This window comes from Curtobacterium sp. MCLR17_042, from assembly GCF_003234695.1.
Taxonomy (GTDB): Bacteria; Actinomycetota; Actinomycetes; order Actinomycetales; family Microbacteriaceae; genus Curtobacterium; species Curtobacterium flaccumfaciens.
On sequence record NZ_QKTD01000002.1, the window covers coordinates 346,230 to 365,518 of the forward strand.

The 19,289-nt window shown below is 72.4% G+C and carries 21 protein-coding genes; 6 read left to right on the plus strand and 15 right to left on the minus strand.

The window, feature by feature from the left end:
* Positions 1-96: 96 nt before the first annotated feature.
* Together DEJ02_RS03905 and DEJ02_RS03910 are read right to left on the minus strand one after the other, a co-directional pair.
* Positions 97-903 (minus strand): family 1 encapsulin nanocompartment shell protein, encoded by an 807-nt coding sequence (locus tag DEJ02_RS03905; RefSeq protein WP_111032054.1) that lies wholly within the window; start codon positions 901-903, stop codon positions 97-99.
* Complete coding sequence (locus DEJ02_RS03910) at positions 900-1,955, minus strand: Dyp-type peroxidase (RefSeq protein ID WP_111032055.1); 1,056 nt, start codon at positions 1,953-1,955, stop codon at positions 900-902. The genes DEJ02_RS03905 and DEJ02_RS03910 overlap by 4 nt, the downstream gene beginning before the upstream one ends.
* A gap of 263 nt (positions 1,956-2,218) precedes the next feature.
* Here DEJ02_RS03910 and DEJ02_RS03915 point away from each other — a divergent pair, with 263 nt between their 5' ends.
* Both DEJ02_RS03915 and DEJ02_RS03920 read left to right on the plus strand, forming a co-directional pair.
* Positions 2,219-4,180 (plus strand): helix-turn-helix transcriptional regulator, encoded by a 1,962-nt coding sequence (locus DEJ02_RS03915; RefSeq protein WP_111032056.1) that lies wholly within the window; start codon positions 2,219-2,221, stop codon positions 4,178-4,180.
* A 179-nt stretch (positions 4,181-4,359) separates the two neighbouring features.
* Positions 4,360-7,227 (plus strand): LuxR C-terminal-related transcriptional regulator, encoded by a 2,868-nt coding sequence (locus DEJ02_RS03920; protein ID WP_111032057.1) that lies wholly within the window; start codon positions 4,360-4,362, stop codon positions 7,225-7,227.
* A gap of 32 nt (positions 7,228-7,259) precedes the next feature.
* Here the strand turns inward: DEJ02_RS03920 and DEJ02_RS03925 are convergent, their stop codons facing one another.
* Positions 7,260-7,898, minus strand: coding sequence for an acetolactate decarboxylase (locus tag DEJ02_RS03925; protein ID WP_181440265.1), 639 nt, complete (start codon positions 7,896-7,898; stop codon positions 7,260-7,262).
* A 140-nt stretch (positions 7,899-8,038) separates the two neighbouring features.
* Here DEJ02_RS03925 and DEJ02_RS03930 point away from each other — a divergent pair, with 140 nt between their 5' ends.
* The gene (locus tag DEJ02_RS03930) at positions 8,039-8,398 is read left to right on the plus strand and encodes a UBP-type zinc finger domain-containing protein (protein WP_111022178.1); all 360 of its coding nucleotides are present in this window, start codon (positions 8,039-8,041) and stop codon (positions 8,396-8,398) included.
* Positions 8,399-8,425: 27 nt separating this feature from the next.
* Here the strand turns inward: DEJ02_RS03930 and DEJ02_RS03935 are convergent, their stop codons facing one another.
* The 7 genes from DEJ02_RS03935 to DEJ02_RS03960 form a co-directional block, all read right to left on the minus strand.
* The gene (locus DEJ02_RS03935) at positions 8,426-9,115 is read right to left on the minus strand and encodes a hypothetical protein (RefSeq protein WP_110863464.1); all 690 of its coding nucleotides are present in this window, start codon (positions 9,113-9,115) and stop codon (positions 8,426-8,428) included.
* Positions 9,116-9,130: 15 nt separating this feature from the next.
* The gene (locus tag DEJ02_RS03940) at positions 9,131-10,408 is read right to left on the minus strand and encodes an NAD(P)/FAD-dependent oxidoreductase (protein ID WP_111032059.1); all 1,278 of its coding nucleotides are present in this window, start codon (positions 10,406-10,408) and stop codon (positions 9,131-9,133) included.
* A 219-nt stretch (positions 10,409-10,627) separates the two neighbouring features.
* Positions 10,628-10,936: a hypothetical protein gene (locus tag DEJ02_RS03945; protein WP_110863466.1), complete on the minus strand. Its 309-nt coding sequence runs from the start codon at positions 10,934-10,936 to the stop codon at positions 10,628-10,630.
* Positions 10,933-11,613, minus strand: a complete 681-nt coding sequence (locus DEJ02_RS03950) for a hypothetical protein (RefSeq protein WP_146249214.1) — start codon at positions 11,611-11,613, stop codon at positions 10,933-10,935. The genes DEJ02_RS03945 and DEJ02_RS03950 overlap by 4 nt, the downstream gene beginning before the upstream one ends.
* The gene (locus tag DEJ02_RS03955) at positions 11,610-12,164 is read right to left on the minus strand and encodes an RNA polymerase sigma factor (RefSeq protein ID WP_027466268.1); all 555 of its coding nucleotides are present in this window, start codon (positions 12,162-12,164) and stop codon (positions 11,610-11,612) included. The genes DEJ02_RS03950 and DEJ02_RS03955 overlap by 4 nt, the downstream gene beginning before the upstream one ends.
* A gap of 9 nt (positions 12,165-12,173) precedes the next feature.
* Complete coding sequence (locus DEJ02_RS18410) at positions 12,174-12,323, minus strand: hypothetical protein (protein ID WP_181440266.1); 150 nt, start codon at positions 12,321-12,323, stop codon at positions 12,174-12,176.
* Between the two features lie 124 nt (positions 12,324-12,447).
* Positions 12,448-13,284, minus strand: coding sequence for an alpha/beta fold hydrolase (locus DEJ02_RS03960; RefSeq protein ID WP_111032061.1), 837 nt, complete (start codon positions 13,282-13,284; stop codon positions 12,448-12,450).
* Between the two features lie 185 nt (positions 13,285-13,469).
* Here DEJ02_RS03960 and DEJ02_RS03965 point away from each other — a divergent pair, with 185 nt between their 5' ends.
* A complete protein-coding gene (locus DEJ02_RS03965) occupies positions 13,470-14,111 on the plus strand; it encodes an MOSC domain-containing protein (protein ID WP_111032062.1) in 642 nt (213 codons plus the stop codon).
* On the opposite strand, the gene DEJ02_RS03970 is transcribed toward DEJ02_RS03965, so the two are convergent.
* Entirely contained in the window at positions 14,095-14,886 is a 792-nt protein-coding gene (locus DEJ02_RS03970) for an SDR family NAD(P)-dependent oxidoreductase (protein WP_111032063.1), read from the minus strand. The genes DEJ02_RS03965 and DEJ02_RS03970 overlap by 17 nt on opposite strands.
* A gap of 90 nt (positions 14,887-14,976) precedes the next feature.
* Here DEJ02_RS03970 and DEJ02_RS03975 point away from each other — a divergent pair, with 90 nt between their 5' ends.
* Positions 14,977-15,465, plus strand: coding sequence for a MarR family winged helix-turn-helix transcriptional regulator (locus DEJ02_RS03975; protein WP_111032064.1), 489 nt, complete (start codon positions 14,977-14,979; stop codon positions 15,463-15,465).
* A 9-nt stretch (positions 15,466-15,474) separates the two neighbouring features.
* Here DEJ02_RS03975 and DEJ02_RS03980 read toward each other — a convergent pair whose 3' ends face one another.
* The gene (locus tag DEJ02_RS03980; RefSeq protein ID WP_111022173.1) at positions 15,475-15,858 is read right to left on the minus strand and encodes an MmcQ/YjbR family DNA-binding protein; all 384 of its coding nucleotides are present in this window, start codon (positions 15,856-15,858) and stop codon (positions 15,475-15,477) included.
* Between the two features lie 141 nt (positions 15,859-15,999).
* Here DEJ02_RS03980 and DEJ02_RS03985 point away from each other — a divergent pair, with 141 nt between their 5' ends.
* Positions 16,000-16,299 carry an excalibur calcium-binding domain-containing protein gene (locus DEJ02_RS03985; RefSeq protein WP_209049853.1) on the plus strand — a complete coding sequence of 100 codons (300 nt, stop codon included), beginning with the start codon at positions 16,000-16,002 and terminating at the stop codon, positions 16,297-16,299.
* Between the two features lie 125 nt (positions 16,300-16,424).
* Here the strand turns inward: DEJ02_RS03985 and epsC are convergent, their stop codons facing one another.
* The 3 genes from epsC to DEJ02_RS04000 all read right to left on the minus strand — a co-directional run bounded on the left by epsC (position 16,425) and on the right by DEJ02_RS04000 (position 19,266).
* Entirely contained in the window at positions 16,425-16,985 is a 561-nt protein-coding gene (gene epsC, locus DEJ02_RS03990; protein WP_111032065.1) for a serine O-acetyltransferase EpsC, read from the minus strand.
* 20 nt (positions 16,986-17,005) lie between these two features.
* Positions 17,006-17,944, minus strand: coding sequence for a cysteine synthase A (cysK, locus tag DEJ02_RS03995; RefSeq protein ID WP_111022171.1), 939 nt, complete (start codon positions 17,942-17,944; stop codon positions 17,006-17,008).
* 284 nt (positions 17,945-18,228) lie between these two features.
* On the minus strand, positions 18,229-19,266 hold the full coding sequence (locus DEJ02_RS04000) for a dipeptidase (RefSeq protein WP_111032066.1): 1,038 nt from the start codon (positions 19,264-19,266) through the stop codon (positions 18,229-18,231).
* Positions 19,267-19,289 lie beyond the last annotated feature (23 nt).

A 19,289-nucleotide genomic window follows, 5' to 3' on the forward strand; every position in this document is an offset into this window, starting at 1 on the left:
CGTCCGATCTATGGTCGCGGTCAGCCCACCCGCGCGACGCGCACGTCGGTGCGGGTGGGCATCGGACCACGTCGGGCCGGCCGTCGTGTCTGCTCCTCAGAGTGACCGGCGGAGGACGACGGACGCCTCGGGGGTGTTCACCTGGAACGCGAAGGTCTCCTCGACGTACATCGTGACGTCGACGCCGTCGTGGCCCAGGTAGCCGAGGGCCAGGTCCTCGCCGACGGTGAACACGAAGTCCCCGCCGCGCTGACTGATCAGCAGCGACTCGTCGATGCCGGGCGCCCGCTCGACCTGGCCGCCGGTGATGCCCTCGAGCTGCTCACGCAGGGGTGTGCCGGCATCGTCGGTCTCGACGATGTCCGCCCAGTCACGGGGGCTGCAGGCCAGGGCGTACGGCCCGGCGACCCCGACGTCGCGGAGTGCGGCGACCGCAGCGGTGACCGCGGCCCGGAACGACGCCGGCGAGCCGTCGTGCGACTGTGCGGGCTGGGTCGACGCGTGGCCGGCCCCGGTGATGCCGCCCTCCGGCCACCCGCGCAGCGTCGCCCGGTTCTCGTGGGCCGCGAGCCGCAGCACGGCCGCGTCGAGGTCGCCCAGGTCGACGTCGGTGGCGCCGCGGGAGGAGTCCACGAGCTCTTCGAGCGCGACGGTGAAGGTCGCACGGACCTCGCAGAGCGGCAGGACCCGGCGTCGCCGTGCGGTGATGCCGTCGGCAACCCCGCCGGTCACCGCGTCGGTGCGGCCGAGGTCGACCGAGGACCACTTCCAGCCGCGCGGTCCGTCGAAGTCGACGATGCGCCGTGCGGCGAGCGCCGGGACCAGCCGGTCACGGGCCTCGGCGTCGAGCACCGCCCAGGTGTCGTCGCCGAACGGCGCGAGTTCGCGGAGGAGGTGGTTCATGGCGTGTGCCCTTCCGTGCTGCGGAGCGAACCGATGCCGAGACCGGGACCGGTGGCGTCGGGGGCCGTCACCACGGACGGCGACGGTGGTGCCGCGAGCGCGGCGAGGTCCACCAGACGATCGCGAGCGGGTGCGAAGAACGTCGCCCCGGTGACCGCACGCGAGAAGTCGAGCAGCCGGTCGTACGTCCCGGGAGGATCGCCGACGAACATCCGTTCCAGCATCCGTTCGAGCACCCAGAGCTCACCGCTGTAGCCGATGAAGTAGGTGCCGTACTCCCCGCTGCCGGGTCGACCGAAGGGCATGTTGTCGCGGAGGACGTCGTGCTCGACCCCGTCGTCGTCGACGATGGTCGCGAGCGACTTGTGCGACGGCCGGACCTCGGTGGCGCTGTCCCGCTCCACGTTGTCCGACTTCGACCGGCCGATGATGCGTTCCTGCGCGTCCGTCCCGAGGGCGTTCCACGCCGGCAGGTCGTGCAGGTACTTCTGGACGACGACGTAGCTGCCACCGGCCCAGTCCGGGTCGTCGGAGCCGACGAGTGCGGAGGCTGCCAGGTCCTGCGCGACCGGGTTCGCCGTGCCGTCCACGAAGCCGAGCAGGTCGCGGGTGTCGAAGTACCGGAAGCCGCTGACCTCGTCGACCACGGTGACGTGGTCCCCGAGCGCGGCGAGCAGCAGGCGTTCGAACTCGAAGCAGACGTCGGTGCGTTCACCCCGGATGTGGAAGAGCAGGTCTCCCCCGGTGGACGGCGCCGAGTGGACCGGCCCGGTCAGCGCGGGGAACGGGTGCAGCGCGTCCGGGCGGGCATGCGGCGAGAACCGGTCCCACGCCACCGCCCCGATCCCGACGACGCAGGACAGGTGCGCGTCGAGGTCGCGGAACCCGACCGTCTTCAGCAGGCCGTCGAGGTCGCTGAGCACGTCGCGGACGGCATCGAGGTCGTCGTCGTCCGGCCCGACGTCGAGGGTCAGGAACACCGCCGAACGGGACAGCGGTGCGTCGACGCTCTGCGCGTCGATGGGGACGCGGCTGCCCGGTGCGCCGGGCATCAGGGTGCGCCGTGGACGGAGGCCATGGTGTCCGCCTTTCCTCCGCAGCCGTCCTGACGGTGCGGTTCGGTGCCGTGGGGTGTCTCCCGTCGAGCATCGCCACCCGGTGCCCCGTCACGCCTGAGTCGGATGACCCGCTCCGCAAGGGGGGATGCCCGCGCGACCACGGGGTGATGTGGTGACCGCGTCGTCGTCGCTAGCGTCCGGAGCAGCCGCCACGGTCCTCCCGGGCGGCACGGTCGACCGACGATCCAGGAGCGACGATGACGATCAGCATCTCGGACGCACGACCGGCGCACGACGACGGCACGGGGCGGGCGCTGCGCTCGCCGTCCGGCGGCACCGATCCCTTCGTGGTCGTCACCGGACCGGACGCGTCCGTCCGGGCACGGGCACTCGCGGACATCACCGACGCCGCCCGGGCGGACGGCCACACGGTCGTCCGGTGGCGTGCGGTGGGCGGTGACCCCGTCATCGAGGCCGCGTCGCTGGCCCCGTGGCTCGCCCTCGTCCGGGCGCACGACGCCGGGGCACCGGGGCCCACCCGCAGCGTCGTGCTCGTCGAGGACTTCGACGCGCTCGACGAGGACGCCAGGACCGTGCTGCAGGACCTGCTCGCCGCACTGGCGCGGGACCTCGGGACGGTCGTGGTGGTCGCGGTGCGCGAGGGCCGGGCCCTGGCCGGATCGGGCACCCGGCTGCCGTCGGCCGACGTCTCCGTCACCGTCACGGCCGCCTTCACCGGGGACTTCGGTCTCGTCGACACCGAGGCCGAACGGGCCGTCCGCCGGGGCACCCGACCCGATCCGTCGCTGGTGGCGGCGGTCGAGTTCGTCCGGGCGGTCCGGTCCGGTGACGTGCACGCCGGCAGGCGGACCGTCCTGGCCGCGCTCGGGGAGTCCGACCGGGCGGGCGCCGACGACGTCCTGGTCGCGACGCTGCACGTGCTCTGCTACCTCGGCGGGCACGACTCCTGGTGGGACGAGGCGCTGGCGCTGACCGCGGACCGCGACCTCGACCCGGTGCTGCGGCTCGTCGAGGACTGTGTGGACGGATCCGGCCGGACCGAGCACGAGCGTGCCGCGCTGTACCGCGAGGTGCAGGCGTCCGCTGCCGACACCCGACCGTGGAAGGCCGTGGCACTGCACATCGCGTGGACGCTGCTCGACTCGACGGATCCGCGCCGGGACCAGGTGGAGACCGTGCTCCGGCGGACGGGCGACGCCGGGCTCCTCGGCTACTTCAGCTCGTGCCGTGCCGCCGTGACGCACTACCAGGCGGGGCGGCTCGACGCGGCGCGGGCGGCGTTCGACCACGTGCACCGAGCGGCCGAGCGCTGGCAGGCCGGGACGCTCGTCGCGCTGACCGAGGCGCTGCAGGCACTGGTGCTCTCCGTGCAGGGCGAGCCGGAGCAGGCGGCACGGAAGGCCGACCGCGCAGCACGGTGGGCGGCGCAGCACGGTACGCCGCTGGTCGCCCGGGCTGCGGAGCACGCCCGCGCCGCGCTCGACGTCGCGACGGGACGGTTCGAGGAGGCCTACAGCCGCTCGGCGACGCGACCGGGCAGGGCGGAGCGGTGGCTCGAGAGCAGCTACGGACCGATCGAGCTGCTCGACGCGGTGGAGTCGGCTGCGCGGCTCCGCCTGGCCGACCACGGTGCCGCGCTGGTGGCCCGGGCGGAACGGGCGTTCACCGTCCAGCCGACCCCGCGCCGCTCCCTGGTGCTGCTCGCCTGCCGAGCGGTCGTCGACGAGACGCACGGGGCCCGCGCCCTCTTCGAGGACGCGCTGGCCAGCGTCGACGGCGACGTCTCGCCGTTCGAGGTGGCCCGCGTCCGTCTGGCCTACGGCGAGTGGTTGCGTCGTGGGATGCACGCCCTGGAGGCCCGGGGCCAGTTCCGGATGGCGGCGCGCGCCTTCGAGGTGCTCGGTGCCGGTGACTGGCAGGCCCGCGCGGAACGCGAGCTGCGCGCAGCCGGTGCCGCCCGTCCGGTGCCGACGGCGCTGGAGGCGGTCGACCTGAGCGAACAGGAACGCCGTGTGGCGTCCCTCGCTGCGGCCGGGCTGACCAACAAGCAGATCGCCGGGCAGCTGTACCTCTCCCCGCGCACCGTGAGCGGGCACCTGTACCGGCTGTTCCCGAAGCTCGGCGTGACGACGCGCGCCGGACTCCGGGATGCGCTCCTGCGACTGGGAGGCGACGGGGCGGGCGACGTCCGGACGTGACCCTGTCAGGGACACCCTCGCCGGCCGCGCGCTCCGTGGGCCCCGGATGCTCCCGCCACCACCCGCGACACCCCGGGCGGACGGCCCAGGAGCGTCACCGGAACCCGTCGCCGGGGTAACGGCAGGGCCCGTCGCGAGCCCGCGGTCCGTTCGTAGACTCCAGCCACCGACGAGGACTGGTGGCCGCCGTGTTGACGGACGAGGAGTTGCTTCCCCGCGGAGACGAGGTCTCCGTGCCGGTGTCCGCCGTGCCCAGCAACCGGCTGCCGATCCGCGGCCGGAGCATCGAGCAGGCCGTCGCCGCCGATGCCCTGGCCGGTCTGGCACGGGGTGCTGGTGACGTGCTCGTCGTCCGCGGAGCAGCGGGGGTCGGCAAGTCGCGTCTGCTCGAGGACGTCGTCGACCAGGCGACCGTGGCCGGCCTCCGCGTGGCCGTCGGTCGCACGGACCGCGACGCACGCCTGATCCCGCTCGCACCGATCATGGACGCGCTCGGCGCCGGGCCCCGGCCGATCTCCGACCGCGTCCGGCTCAGCGCGGTGACGCTGGAGACGGAGGCGCGGTACTGGCTCCTCCAGCAGCTCCAGGACGACCTGGAGCGGGCCGCGGCGTCGGACGGCGTCGTGGTCGTCGTCGACGACCTGCAGTGGTGCGACACGACGACCCTGGCGGTGCTCCGATCGCTGTCGCGTCGACTCGCCGACGTCCCGGTGCTCTGGGTCGTCGCGGTCCGGACCGAGCACCAGGACCCGCCGGTGACGGCGACCGTCGACGAGCTCGCCGCGACGGGACGGGTCCTCGACCTCGACCCGCTCGACGAAGAGGCCACCGCCGCGATGATCGCCGACCTGGTCGGCGCGACGCCGGACGGCTCGGTCCTCCGTGCGGCGCGCCGGACGGAGCACATCCCGATCCTCGTCGCCGAACTCGTCCGCGGGCTCGTCGACGAAGGCCTGCTGGCGATCGTGGACGGCGTCGCCACGATGCCGGGCGCCGCGCTGCCGGCGAGGTTCGGTGCGTCGATCCGCGAGGGCCTCCGACGCCTGTCGAAGCCCACGCAGCAGCTCGTGCAGGTCGGAGCGACCCTGGGACGCTCGTTCTCGGTGCGGTCGTTGTCGGCGATGCTCGACCAGCCGGTGCAGCGACTGCTCCCCGGGCTGCAGGAAGCGATCGAGGCGGGCGTGCTCGTCGACGACGGCGCGGACCTGTCGTTCCGCCACGACGTCCTCCGCGAGGCGGCGGAGTCGATGATCCCCGCGGCAGTCCGCGACGACCTGCTCCGGCAAGCGGTGGACGAACTCCTGCGGCAGGGTGTCCCACCGGTCTCGATCGCCGCGCGCATCGCCGCGGTGGCGCAGCGCGGGGACGTCCGGGCCGCCGAGGTCCTGCGCACGGTGGCGATCGACCTCGCGAGCACGGATCCCACCGAGGCCGGCGCGCTCGCCCTCCGCGCCGCCGACGTCGCGCACGGCACCCCGGCGTTGCCCGGCATCGTCGTCGACGTCCTGCCGCTGCTCTGGCACAGCGGTCGGACGGCCGAGGCCCGCGCGCTGCTCGACGACCTGCAGGGCCGCCTCGCCCCGGAGGACGACGCACGCCTGCACCTCACCCTGGCGCGGCTGCAGACCGAGGGCTCGAAGCCGGAAGCGCTGCGGACGGTCGAGTCCGCACTGGCCCTGCCCGGCGTGAGCGCCGGTGTGCGGTCCCGTCTGCTCGCCGTCCGCGCGCTGAACCTCGCCCAGGCCGGACGGCACGCGGACCTCGCGACCGCGCTGCGGCAGGCCCGGGCGACGGGCGATGGTGACGCGGACCCGGTCGCCGTCGCCACCTTCGAGGCCAGCGCGTCCGTGCTCGCCTTCAACGAGGGCCGGTTCGCGGACGCGACGCAGGCGATCACGTCGGCGATGAGCCGGATCGCCGCCACCGGGGGCTCGTCGAGCACCTGGTTGCCCGAGGGGCTCTGGGTGGCGTTCCTCGCGGGTGCACTCGGTGACACCGAACGGGCAGGACGCATCGCCGAGGCGAACGCCATCGAGACCCGCCGCAACCACCTGGCCCGTCCGACCGCCGCCTGGATGATGCTGCGCACGCGGGTGCTCTTCGACCAGGGCCGCCTGGAGGACGCCAAGACGTCGGCCGAGTCGGTCCTCGACCTGGCCGAGGACCTGGAGCTCGGTCAGTTCGCGGCGCTCACGGCCGGGACGGTCCTCTTCCGTACGGCGCTGCTGCAGGGCGACCGCTCAGCGGCCGACCGGACGCGGCACTTCGCCGAGGCCCTGCACGCCGATCCGGCCTTCGCACGCTCCGGCTCGTGGCTGCTGGCGCTCGAAGCCGACGCGCACGGTGATGTGCGGGCCGCCGTCGACCGCAGCGAGGTGGCGTGGCGGAGCCTGGAGGAACCGGTCGCGTCGATGTCGAGCCCGGCCGACTTCGCCGACGACGTCCACCTGGCGCGCATCGCGATCCGTGGGGGCCGACGGGACCGACTCGAGCGGATCGAACGGGTGGCGCGACTCCGGGCCGCGGCGAACCCGGACAACGACCTGTGCGGCGGGACCTGGCTGCACGTGCACGGACTCGTCCACGACTCCGTGGAGCACCTCGGCGCGGCGGTGGAGCGGCTGCGCCGGGTCGACCGCCGGCTCGTGCTCGCCGCGGCGCTCGCGGACCTCGGGAACGCCCTGCGGCGGCGCTCCGTGCCCGCGGCCGTCGAGGTGTGGCGGGAGGCGACCACGATGTTCGACGACGCCGGCGCCCTGCGCGAGGCCGAACGCTCGCGGCGGCACCTGCGGGGCGTCGGCGTGACCGTCCGGGCGGCGACCCCCGACACCACTGCGTCGGGCGCCTCGGGACTCCCGGGGCTCACCGCTCGCGAGACCCAGGTCGTCGAACGGGTCGCCGCTGGCCTGACGACGCAGCAGATCGCGTCCGACCTGTTCATCTCGACCCACACGGTGACGAGCCACGTCCGGCACGTCTACACGAAGTGGGGCGTGGCATCCCGCCGGGAGCTCGCGGCGCGGTTCCGGCAGCACCGGTCCGGCTGACCTCCGGTCGGACCGCACCGGGTCGCACCGGGTCACACCGGTCCCCCGTCGAACCCGGCACCGAGCGCACGAACCGCCAGGTGCGGCGCGGTGGAGAAGCCGAGCTCGATCCTTCCCGAGAACCCCGCGAACCCGGCGAGCGCTCCGGCGCGGGTGCGGGTGGCGTCGAGGAACCCGAGGTGCAGGTCGGCACGGCCCCCGCTCGGGCCCGGCGTCCGGAAGCCGACGAGACGCCCCGTCACCGCGCGGTGCACCGTCGTCCCGGTCGTGCCGTCCTCGGTCCGGACCTCGTCGAAGACGCCGTCGACCGAGACCGCCACCGCGAAGTCGCGCGGCGGCAGGACGGAGGCGATCCGAGCCTCCAGGTCGGCAACGGAGGCGACCGACGCGACCGTCACCACCAGGTCGGGCGAGAACGTCGAGACGACCGCGAACGCGACCGGGTCGGCCGTGTCCGCGACCGCTGCGGCGCCGTCCGGCAGCATCCGGAAGCACCGGCGGTCGAACACGACCAGGCCATCGGCGGTGCCGGTGCCGGTACCGGCGAGCGCACCGAGCCCGAGGGTGCCGTGCCGACCGAGGTCCGCCACGGCGACCGGGACGTGGACGGCCGGTCGTCGGTGCCGAGGATCGTCGACGACCTGCTGCGCCCACGTGGCGAGGGTCGTCAAGGACGTGGTCCTGTCATCCGTCGTCTCCCGCACCACGCACTCCTCGTCCGGCCTCGGTTCGACCGTAGGAAGTCCGCCCGCGCGGTACCAGCGCCGTTTGACTCAAGCGCTCCGGTGGGTGCGCGGCGCACGGTTGGACCATGAGTGCACGCGCGACCATGGTCTCCCCGTCCGTCCCCCCGTCCGGCACGGGGTGCGTGGAGTGCGACGCGACGGGCTCGTGGTGGGTGCACCTGCGTCGGTGCGCCGCCTGCGGGCACGTCGGCTGCTGCGACGACTCCCTGAACCGGCACGCCACCGCGCACTTCGCGGTCACCGGGCACGAGGTCATGCAGTCGTTCGAGCCGGGCGAGGGGTGGTTCTGGGACTTCGTCGCGCAGGACTTCGTGGACGGACCCCGCCTCGCCGACCCGCAGGCACACCCGACGACCCAGTCGGTGCCGGGTCCGGCCGACCGGCTCCCCCGCGACTGGTCGGAGCAGCTGGCCGAGCGACGCTGACGCCGGGACGCGGCCTCCCGCGACCGGTCAGGGCAGCCGACGGTCGGTGTCGAGCGCCTCCGACCGGGCGATCACCTCGTGCATCGTGGTGTGCGACCGCACCTGGTACGACAGGTGTGCCACGGCCAGCACCACCGCCGATCCGACGCCCCACGCGATCGAACCCGGGTCGTCGACACCGAGCTGGTCGACCAGGATGGCGACCCCGGCGCCGGCGACGATCGAGTTCACCACCGCGATCGCGGACGACATCGTGAACAGCAGCCGGTACCACGACGGGGCCCGGCCGATGTCGAGCAGCTCGTTCGCCGCGTGCCGCCCGCGGGGCATCGGGAAGTACGTGTCGGCCTCGGGCAGCAGCCGACCGTAGTAGCGACGGATCCGTTGCATCGCGGCGAGCGCAGCGACGTCCTCGAGCGAGGTCTCGACGAGGCGTTCGTAGGTGAAGGCACCGAGCAGGACGATCACCGGGATGATCGCGCCGAGGAACCCGAGCGCGAAGGGCGTGTGCGCGAGGAACCCGAAGGCGACGAGCGAGCTGGAGAGCGTGGTGAGGTACAGCGAGGAGCGGCTGCTCGACTCGCTGACCGTGATGCTCCGCGCGCTCTCGAGGACGAAGTGCTCGGTCATCAGGGCGTTGAAGAAGGCGGTCGGTCGGTCCAGGGAGGTGATCGACTCGGCGGCGGTCGGCAGTGTGGTGTCGGGTTCGTCGGGCATCACGGGGCTCCTCGGTCAGTCGCTCGTCGCCAGGTGGCGGTGGACGAAGGTCACGGCCATGGCGCCCTCGCCGACCGCTGCGGCGACGCGCTTGACGGACCCGGCGCGGACGTCCCCGGCTGCGAAGGACCCCGGCACGTTCGTCTCGAGCCAGAACGGACGACGCTCGAGCGGCCACTGGTCGAGTGAGCCGTCGACGGCGTCGAGGTCCGGGCCGGTGACCAGGTACCCGAGGCGGTCGCGGACCATGGGCGTCCGTTCGGCCCAGCTCGTGTCCGGTCGTCCGCCGATGCAGATGAACAACCGCGTGGCCGGCAGCGACACCGCGGCGCCGTCGCCGTCGGTCACCTCGATCGACTCGAGTCGGGTGTCCCCGTGCAGCGCCGAGACCTGGCAGCCCGTCCGGACCGTCACGTTCGGTGCGGCCGCGATCCTGGCGCTCAGGTACTCCGACATCGTGGCCGACAGTGACGCTCCCCGGACGAGCATCGTGACGTGCGCCGCGGAGCGGGACAGGTTCATCGCCGCCTGGCCCGCCGAGTTCGCCCCGCCGACCACGAAGACCTGTTCGCCGGCGCAGCCGTCCGCCTCGCTCGTCCCGGCACCGTAGTAGACACCGCAGCCGAGCAGCTCCTGCTCGCGCTGCAGCCCGAGCCGACGCCACTCGACACCGGTCGCGCAGATGTTCGCACGGGCGACGACGTGGCCGCCGTCGGCGAGGTCGGCGTGGATGCGGCCGTCGTGGAAGACCCCGCGCACCCCCTCGCGCATCACCAGGAGTTCGGCGCCGAACCGGACCGCCTGTTCCCGGGCACGCTCGGCGAGGTCCGCCCCGGCGATGCCCTCGGGGAACCCCAGGTAGTTCTCGATGAGGCTGCTCGAACCGGCCTGCCCGCCCACGGCGTCCCGCTCGAGCAGGACCACGTCGAGCCCTTCGGAGGCGGCGTACACGGCCGCGGACAGCCCGGCGGGTCCGGCACCGTAGATCGACAGGTCGTACTCCTGGCGGCGCGGAGCGTGGATCCACCCGAGCCGGTCGGCGACCTCGCGCAGGGTGGGTGCGACCAGTTCCGTGCCGTCGGGGAACACCACGAGCGGGAGCCGCGACGGATCGACCCGGTCGGCGGCCGCGACCTGGTCGCCGGGTACGGCACCACCGACGTCGACCGGGAACCAGTCGAACTGCACCACGGAGCGCGACAGGAAGTCCCGCAGGGCGTAGGAGTCCGCGTCGAACGGTCGTCCGTACACGCGGACGCGGCGTGACGGGACCACGGCGGCGTCGGTCTCCATGGTTCCTCCGGTCCGTGCGACGACGATCGGTGCGGAACTGCTGCCGCTCCCTCACGAGCACGCTACGGACTGCCGGCGCGCTGCACGTGGTCCTGCGAGGGTCTCCTTCGGCACCGGAGGCGGCGTCGGGTCGCGTCGGGCGGGATCAGCTGCGCCCACGGCGGACGGGAGGCCCGTGGCGGTGTCGCCACGGGCCTCCCGTCCGGTCTGTGGTCGCGGTCAGCCCACCCGCGCGACGCGCACGTCGACGCGGCTGAGCGCCAGGCCGTGTGCCGCGGCGGTCGCCAGGGCGACGTCGTGGACGGCGCGGGCGACCTCGGGGGCCGGGCGGAAGCCGTCGGTGCCGATGACGACGCGCAGGGCGTCGTCGTCGACGACGATCCGGAGCGGTCCGGTGCTCGTGGCGATGCTGCGGACCGCCTGCACGGCGCTCGCGACCGTCGGGCGGGAGCGGTACAGGTCGGTGACCCCGGGGACCTCGAGGACGGCGGCCTCGATCGCGGCGAGGGTCTCGTCGGTGGTGCTCATCGGGCCTCCTCCGGGTCGGTGCCGGGCTCGTCGATGCCTGTTTCGTCGGTGCCGCGCTCGGGGTCCGGCAGCAGGTCGCGGACGACGACGTCGATCGCCTCGACGAGCAGGTCGGTCTGCTCGGCCAGGGCGCCGGCCACGGCGGCGCGGACCAGCTCGGCGGTCGCGGGGATCGACGGACCGGACGCGATCGCGATCTCGACGACCACCCGGATCGGGGACGCGAGTTCGGTGACGTCACCGTCGAGGTGACAGCGGGCCACGAGCACGCCGGGGACCTCGTCGCCGGTGCGGCGGATGAGGGACCGGATGGCGCCTTCCGTCATCACGGGGCGCTCGGTCTCGGACAGGGGACGGAGCGGGACGTCGCGACCGGAGCGGGACTCGATCGAGATGTTCGCCAGGACGCCGCTGATCCAGGACTCGTCGGCCGGGGCCTCGTCGCGGGCGGCCGCCTCGAGCGAGCGGAGCGACGCGTGGCGGACGCGGATGATCGCGGCCAGGGCGTTCTGGCAGGCGGGCGAGTCGTCGATGCTCGGGTCCGCCGGCTGCATGCCGGTGTCGAGGTAGTCGGCGAGTTCGTCGATCGAGTGGCCGTCGAGGTCACCGCGTTCGAGGGCGTCGAGTGCTTCCGGGCTGTCGGGCAGGTCCGGCCGGATGCCGTCGTGGTCGGTCATCGCCATCCCTCCATGAGTCGGATCATGTTCTTCCTCGCTCGGGACAGCAGTCCCCGGACCGTCGAGGGTGGCAGGTCGAGTTCGGCGGCGATCTCGTCGTACCGGTACTCGAGCACCTCCTTCATGATCCAGCACCGTCGTTGGGCTTCGGGCAGTTCGGCCAGCGCACGTTCGACCGCGTCCTCGCGCGAGCGCGCCTCGGCGACCCGGTCGGGTGCGTCGTCGGCCGGCGCGGCGACCTCGAGCTCGGTGACGTCGTCGTGGACGCGCCGCGCGCGGATCCGGTCGAGACACTTCCGGCTCAGGATCCGCATCAACCACGACTTCACGCGCGCGAGGTCCTCGAGGGAGTCGAGGCGGTCCCACGCGGTGATGAAGGTCTCCTGCACGACGTCGTCGAGTTCGTCGGTGGAACCGAGGGTCCGACGGGCGTAGGCGCGGAGCAGCGGGGTGTGGCGACGGATCAGGACCTCGAAGGCCCGGACGTCGCCGTCGGACGACCGGCCGGCGAGGACCGCGTCGTCGAGCTCGGCGAGGGACTGGTGGTGCACGCGTTCCTTCTACTGGTGGTGGATGGTGAACGGCTGGGTGCGCCAGCGTGCCGGCACGACCTTGAACGGTCCGGCCGGCCGGGCGGCGAGCGAGCGGACACGCGCCATGGCGAGCACGTGTGCGGGGGCGTTCCTGGGGACAGCAGCGGTGCGGGTCACGTCGGCTCCTCGTGGTGTGGTCACCGATGGGACGTGCGTCGCACCCGATTCGTCACACACGACGTCAGGGGCGCACCCGGACGGTTCCGGTCTGCGCCCCTGACGTCGTGCGTGTCGGCTCGCCCTACTGCTGGATGAAGGCGAGCAGATCGGGGTTGATGACGTCCGCGTGGGTCGTCAGCATCCCGTGCGGGTACCCCTCGTAGATCTTGAGCGTGGCGTTGCTGAGCAGCTCGGCCTGCTTGAGCGAGGCCGCCTTGTACGGCACGACCTGGTCGTCGTCGCCCTGCGTGACGAGGACCGGGACGGAGATCGCCTTGAGGTCCTCGGTCTGGTCCGTCTCGGAGAACGCCTTGATGCCCTCGTAGTGGGCCAGGGCGCTGCCCGTCATGCCCTGTCGCCACCAGTTCGCGACCACCGGGGCGGAGACCTCCACGCCGGGTCGGTTGAAGCCGTAGAACGGCCCCTCGGCGACGGCCTGGAAGAACTCGGCGCGGTTCGCGGCGAGGGCGCTCCGGAACCCGTCGAGCACCGAGATCGGCGTGCCCTCGGGGTTGGAGTCGCTCTGCAGCATGATCGGGGGCACCGACGACACCAGGACGGCCTTGGCGACGCGGCCCTGGGGCTCGCCGTACTGCGCGACGTACCGTGCGACCTGGCCACCACCGGTGGAGTGCCCGATGTGGACCGCGTTCTGCAGGTCGAGGTGCTGCACGACCGCATCCGTGTCGCTCGCGTAGTGGTCCATGTCGTGACCGGTGCCGATCTGCGACGAACGTCCGTGCCCGCGGCGGTCGTGCGCGATCACCCGGTAGCCCTTGCCCAGGAAGAACAGCATCTGCGCGTCCCAGTCGTCCGACGACAGGGGCCATCCGTGGTGGAAGACGATCGGCTGCGCGTCGCGCGGCCCCCAGTCCTTGTAGAAGATCTCTGCACCATCGCTCGTGGTGACGAACGCCATCGTGAACCTCCGTGAGTTTCTGCTCCACATGTGACGCGGACTGGCCGCTGCCTCCCGTTCGGCGGGAGACCGAAGCCCCTTCACCGTAGGACCGGCGCTCGGACGACCGCTTGGGTCATTCATCCCGATCCGGCCGGGCCGGGCACGGCTTGGTGCGGGGGCGTGTGTGCACCAGAGTTGATCCCATGTCGCTCGTCACCGCCGTCTGCCGCGTCGACCGTCTGCTGCCGGACTCCGGCATCATCGGCGTCACCGCCATCGACAAGCGTCCGGTCACCGGCAGCGTCCGGGTCCGGCCACTCGGCCTGCGCGCCGACGTGCAGGCGAACCGCAAGTACCACGGCGGTGTGGACCAGGCCGTGTACGCCTACGCCGACGAGGACGCCGCGTACTTCGCCGACCTGCTCGAGCGCGAGGTCCCGCCCGGCCTGTTCGGCGAGAACCTCCGCACCAGCGGCATCGACGTCACCGGGGCCGTGACCGGGGAACGCTGGCGGATCGGCGACACCCTCGTGCTCGAGGTGACGGTCCCCCGCACACCCTGCGGCACCTTCGCCCGGCGCATGGGGATCGACGGGTGGGTGAAGCGGTTCGCCGACGAGGGGCGGCCGGGGGCGTACTTCCGCGTCGTCAAGTCCGGTTCGGTCGCCGCGGGTGACCCCGTCGAGGTGATCCACCGGCCGGAGCACGGGGTGACCATCGGCGAGATCTTCGGCGACCTGGCGCCCGATCGAGCACGGGCCGTGCTCGAGTCGGGGGAACGGCTGGCGCCGAAGGTCGTCCACGACCTGTCGAAGGTCGCCGCGCGGTCTACAGCATCGCGGTGAGGACGCCGCCGTCTGCCCGGACCGCGGCGCCGTTCGTTGCGGAGGTCCGGGGACTGGCGAGCCACAGGACGACATCGGCGATCTCCTCCGGCGTGAGGAACCGTTCGAGCAACGTCGTCTGATTCTGGCCGATGACCGCGTCGCGCATCGCTGCGACGGGCACGGAGCGTTCGGCCGCGATGGTCTTGATCGCGGTGGCGACGCCCTCGGAGTAGGTGGGACCCCCGAGCACGGTGTTGACGGTCACACCGGTCCCTCGAGTCCGCTTCGCCAGGCCGTTGCCCAGGGCGGTGAGCGCGGCCTTCGTCACGCCGTAGTGGACCATGTCCGCCGGGACGTTCACGCCCGACTCGCTGCCGATCGCGATGATGCGCCCCCACCCGCGATCGAGCATCGGGGGGAGGAGGTGACGTGACAGTCGTACAGCGCTCATCACGTTGACCTCGAAGTACCCCCTCCAGTCGTCGTCCGTGACCTGTTCGAACGCCGCGAGCCCGAACAACCCGACGTTGTTCACGAGGATGTCGACATCGCCGACCGTCGAGAGCAGCCGCTCGACGGCATCCGCGTCGGCGAAGTCCGCGGCGATGCCCCGGGGTTCCGACCCCGGATGTGCGGCGCGGAGCCGCTCGACTGTCTGCCGGACACGGGTCGTGTCGCGCCCGTTCACCACGACCTCGACGCCCTCGGCCGACAGCGCGTCGGCAACGGCGAACCCGATCCCCTGCGTTGATCCGCTGATGAACGCGGTCTTGCCGGTGAGCTGAAGGTCCATGGTGATCCCGTTCCGATCGTCTGACTTGCCTGGGCAAGTCAACCTATCCTCAATGACTTGCCTGAGCAAGTCGTCGGATACGCTCGACGCATGGCAGCCACCTGGAGCGCGACGGAACTCGAGACGTGGGCGTCGGTCGCCACCCTGTTGGAACGACTCCCCACTGCCCTCGACGCGCAACTGCTCCGCGACAGCGGATTGACCCACTTCGAGTACGGCGTGCTCTACGCACTCGACACCGCCCCGGAACGGCGTCTGCGCATGAGCGTGCTGGCCGGCTACGCGAGTTGCACGCTCTCACGGCTGTCACGGGCGGTGACACGACTCGAGGCGAAGCACTGGGCCGTGCGCGCCGTCGACCCGGACGACGGTCGGTTCACGTTGGCCGTCCTCACCGCTGCCGGGCACGAGCACGTCGCCCAGGCGACGCCGTCGCACCGAGCGCTCGTCGATCGAGTCGTCTTCGGTGCCCTCGGCCCCGGTCAGGCAGAGGTGCTCGGTGAGATCGCGCGTCGCGTCTCGGCAGAGCTGGGCCCGGACGGGTGGACTCCGTCGACGTCGGGCGGCCCCCGAGGCTGAGGCCCGGAGTCAGCTCGGCAGCACGCCGCGCGAAGGGTCGATCGGACGCTTCGCCACGGGCAGCCCGGCGACCACCAGGTCGTAGGCGTTCGCCACGAGGTCCTCGACCAGGGTCTCGTCGATGCCGTCGCCGGGCGTCAGCGTGATCCAGTGCCGCTTGTTCATGTGCCACCCGGGCGTGATCTCGTCGTGGTCACGCACGAGCGCTGCCCCGTGCGGCGGCGCGCACTTGAGGTTCACGATCGGGGTCCCACGCACCTCGGTCACCATCACGAACATCTTGCCGACGACCTTGTAGACCACCGAGCCCTCGCCGAACGGCTGGGTCTCGACGGCCGCCGGCAGCCCCAGTGCCGTGCGGCTCGCGATGTCGTGCAGCTGCTCGCCGTCCATGTGACCAGGATGCCGCAGGCCGCCGACAGCGCACCCCGTTCGGGGGCAGGTCGTGAGTGTCGATCACGTCGTAGGATCACCACGCCGCGCACCCGACGCGGCGGTCGCTCGCGCGATCACCACCAGTTCCAGGGGGAACCCGTGCGCATCATCCGTACCCTCGGCATCGCCGCCGCCACCGCCGTCCTCGCGACCACCGTCGTCGTCGGCGGGACCTCGACCGCGCAGGCCGCGCCGAAGTCCTACGCCAACTGCACCGCGGTGCACAAGGTGTACTCCGGCGGCATCGCCAAGAAGTCCGTCACGAAGAACAAGGTCGTCTCCGGCGGCAAGACCACCTACCGTGCGCTCAAGGGCACGGTGAAGAAGGACGACGCCCTGTACAAGGCGAACACCAAGCTCGACCGCGACAAGGACGGCATCGCCTGCGAGAAGAGCTGACGCTCCCACTCGCTCGGTGACACCGGCACGACACCGGTGTTCGCGTCCTGAACACCCGCACGCCGGGGTGCGATGCGCGAACACCGGTGTTTTGCGTGCCCGCGGCGCGGGGTGGCGCGAGGCGCTCAGAGCGTCGGGACGCCCTCGTGCCCGGAACGGGGACGCGGAGTCCCGGCGACGCCGGTGACGACCGACCCCGCAGGCACGTCCTTCGTGACCACCGTGTTGGCACCGACGACGGAGTCCGGCCCGATCGTGATCGCCCCGATCAGCGACGACCCGGCGCCGAGCACCACGCGGTCCCCCACCACCGGGTGCCGTCGGGCTCCCGGCCCGTGGTCTCCGCCGCGTCCGCCGAGTGTGACGCCGTGGAACACGAGCACGTCGTCACCGATGACCGAGGTCTCGCCGATCACGACGCCCATGCCGTGGTCGATGAAGAACCGACGACCGATGCGCGCGCCGGGGTGGATCTCGATGCCGGTGACCGACCGTGCGATCTGCCCGAGCAGGCGGGCCGCGAACCGGGACCCGGGCAGCCCCTGCGCGTTCCAGAGACGGTGGGTCACCCGGTACGTCCAGATGGCGTGCAACCCGGAGTAGACGATCGCGTTCTCCAGGTCACCCCGGGCAGCGGGGTCACCGCGGCGTGCTGCGGACAGGTCCTCCCGGATGGTCCGCAGCACGCCTCGTCGAAGAGGATGACTCACGCAGTGAGCCCCTCGAAGAGCACCGTCGACAGGTAGCGCTCTCCGGTGTCGCACACGATGGCGACGATCCGCTTGCCGGCGTTCTCGGGGCGTGCGGCGATCTCGAGGGCCGCGTGGATGATCGCGCCGGACGAGATGCCCGACAGGATGCCCTCCTGCGTCGCCAGGGCACGGGCAACCCGGAGCGCGTCGTCGAGCTCGACGTCGAACACCTCGTCGATGACGCTCTGGTCGAGGACCTCGGGCACGAAGTTCGCGCCGATGCCCTGGATCTTGTGGGGACCGGCCTTGCCCTCGGTGAGCAGGGGCGAGTCCTTCGGCTCGACCGCGACGATCTGCACGCCGGGTACGCGCTCCTTGAGCACCTGCCCGACACCGGTGATCGTGCCGCCGGTGCCGACGCCCGCGACGAACACGTCGACGTGCTCCTCGGTGTCGCGGAGGATCTCCTCCGCCGTGGTCTTCCGGTGGATCTCGGCGTTCGCAGCCGTCTCGAACTGGTGGGCGAGGATCGCGCCGGGCGTCTCCGCGACGATCGACTCGGCCTTGGCGACCGCGCCCTTCATGCCCTCGGGCCCGGGGGTCAGGACGATCTCGGCCCCGTACGCACGGATCACCGCACGGCGCTCGACACTCATCGTCTCGGGCATCGTGATGACGACCCGGTACCCGCGAGCGGCGCCGACCAGCGCGAGTGCGATGCCGGTGTTGCCGGACGAGCCCTCGACGATGGTGCCACCGGGCTGCAGCGCACCGGAGGCCTCGGCGGCGTCGATGATCGCGACGCCCAGACGGTCCTTGACGCTGGCACCCGGGTTGTAGAACTCGAGCTTGGCGAGCACCTCGGCCCCGCCCGCCTTCGGCAGCCGGTTCAGCTTGACGAGGGGGGTGTTGCCGAACGCCTGGGAGATGTTCTCGTAGATGGTGCCGCTCATCCGGTCCGTCCTTCGCAGCTCAGGTCGCGCATCGCTCTTCCTGGAGGCGCGGTGTGCGCCCGATCCTAGCGACCGGACCCCAGGCGGTCCTGTCCGTGACGGCGCGTGCGCGCGGCAATTGGTCAACGGCCTGTTGACCAATTGACGCTTCCTCGGGCCATGCCTCCGAGCACCACCGCGAGAGCGACAGATGCCCGCGGAAGGTTTGCGGACACCTGTCGCTTTCGCGGGAGTGAGCACGACCAGCGCCGAGGAGAGTCGCTTTCGCGGCTCGCCCCACCGCGTCAGCGCACGAACGCCGTCCGGGCGAACCGCTCGTCGGTCGCCTCGAGCACCCTCAGCACGTTGCCACCGGCCAGCGCCCGCAGGTCCGACTCGCCCCACCCGCGCCGGACGAGCTCCGCCGCGAGCACCGGGTACCGCGACACGTCCCGCAGGTCCGGCGGCAGCACCGGGGTGCCGTCGTAGTCGCCGCCGAGGCCCAGGTGCGCGACACCGGCGACGTCGCGGGCGTGCTCGACGTGGTCGGCGACGTCCGACACCGTGACCAGGGGTGGCTCGCCGGACATGCCCGACTCCTCCCAGTCCGCCCACGCCCGCGACACGAACTTCGGCACGAAGGTGATCATCACGACGCCGCCGTTGTCGACCAACCGGGCGAGCACGTCGTCGGGCACGTTCCGCGGGTGGTCGTCGATCGCGACGGTCGACGAGTGGCTGAACACGACGGGCTGGGTCGCCACGTCGAGGGTGTCCCGCATGGTGGCCGGTGCGGTGTGGGACAGGTCGACGAGCATGCCGATCCGTTCCATCTCGGCGACGACCTGCCGCCCGCGGTCGGTCAGGCCGCCGTGCGCCCGCTCCCCGGTCGCGGAGTCGGCCCAGGGGGTGTCGTCGTTGTGGGTGAGCGTCATGTAGCGGACGCCGAGCCGCGCGAGGGTGCGGAGGACCGCGAGGTCGTCACCGATCGAGTGCCCGCCCTCGGCGCCGAGCAGCGACGCTACCCGGCCGGAGTCGACGGCGGCACGGACCTCGGCGGCGGTGCGGGCGAGCGCGAGGTCGTCGGGGTAGCGCTCGATGATCCGGTGTGCGAGGTCGACCTGCTGCAGCGTCGTCGTCACTGGGTCCGGGTCGTCCGCGGGCCCGAACACCGACCAGAACTGCCCGACGACGCCGCCGGCGCGGAGCTTCGGGATGTCGGTGTGCAGCGAGTCGGTCTCGGTGTCGATGCCCTCGACGCCGGAGTCGTGGCTGTCACGGCGCTCCCAGGGCAGGTCGTTGTGGCCGTCGATGACCGGGAACGGGAGCGCGTCGAACGTCATCCCCCGACGCTACCGCCCGCGCC

Excerpts from the sequence above, each read along its gene's own strand:
- DEJ02_RS03945 (WP_110863466.1), bottom strand. The coding sequence starts at position 10,936 with ATGAGCACCACCGACGAGACCCTCGCCGCGATCGAGGCCGCCGTCCTC.
- DEJ02_RS03910 (WP_111032055.1), bottom strand. The coding sequence starts at position 1,955 with ATGCCCGGCGCACCGGGCAGCCGCGTCCCCATCGACGCGCAGAGCGTC.
- DEJ02_RS03975 (WP_111032064.1), top strand. The coding sequence starts at position 14,977 with ATGGCAGCCACCTGGAGCGCGACGGAACTCGAGACGTGGGCGTCGGTC.
- DEJ02_RS03960 (WP_111032061.1), bottom strand. The coding sequence starts at position 13,284 with ATGGCGTTCGTCACCACGAGCGATGGTGCAGAGATCTTCTACAAGGAC.
- DEJ02_RS03915 (WP_111032056.1), top strand. The coding sequence starts at position 2,219 with ATGACGATCAGCATCTCGGACGCACGACCGGCGCACGACGACGGCACG.
- cysK (WP_111022171.1), bottom strand. The coding sequence starts at position 17,944 with ATGAGCGGCACCATCTACGAGAACATCTCCCAGGCGTTCGGCAACACC.
- DEJ02_RS03965 (WP_111032062.1), top strand. The coding sequence starts at position 13,470 with ATGTCGCTCGTCACCGCCGTCTGCCGCGTCGACCGTCTGCTGCCGGAC.
- DEJ02_RS03935 (WP_110863464.1), bottom strand. The coding sequence starts at position 9,115 with ATGCCCGACGAACCCGACACCACACTGCCGACCGCCGCCGAGTCGATC.
- DEJ02_RS03940 (WP_111032059.1), bottom strand. The coding sequence starts at position 10,408 with ATGGAGACCGACGCCGCCGTGGTCCCGTCACGCCGCGTCCGCGTGTAC.
- DEJ02_RS03970 (WP_111032063.1), bottom strand. The coding sequence starts at position 14,886 with ATGGACCTTCAGCTCACCGGCAAGACCGCGTTCATCAGCGGATCAACG.
- DEJ02_RS04000 (WP_111032066.1), bottom strand. The coding sequence starts at position 19,266 with ATGACGTTCGACGCGCTCCCGTTCCCGGTCATCGACGGCCACAACGAC.
- DEJ02_RS03980 (WP_111022173.1), bottom strand. The coding sequence starts at position 15,858 with ATGGACGGCGAGCAGCTGCACGACATCGCGAGCCGCACGGCACTGGGG.
- DEJ02_RS03905 (WP_111032054.1), bottom strand. The coding sequence starts at position 903 with ATGAACCACCTCCTCCGCGAACTCGCGCCGTTCGGCGACGACACCTGG.
- DEJ02_RS03930 (WP_111022178.1), top strand. The coding sequence starts at position 8,039 with ATGAGTGCACGCGCGACCATGGTCTCCCCGTCCGTCCCCCCGTCCGGC.
- DEJ02_RS03950 (WP_146249214.1), bottom strand. The coding sequence starts at position 11,613 with ATGACCGACCACGACGGCATCCGGCCGGACCTGCCCGACAGCCCGGAA.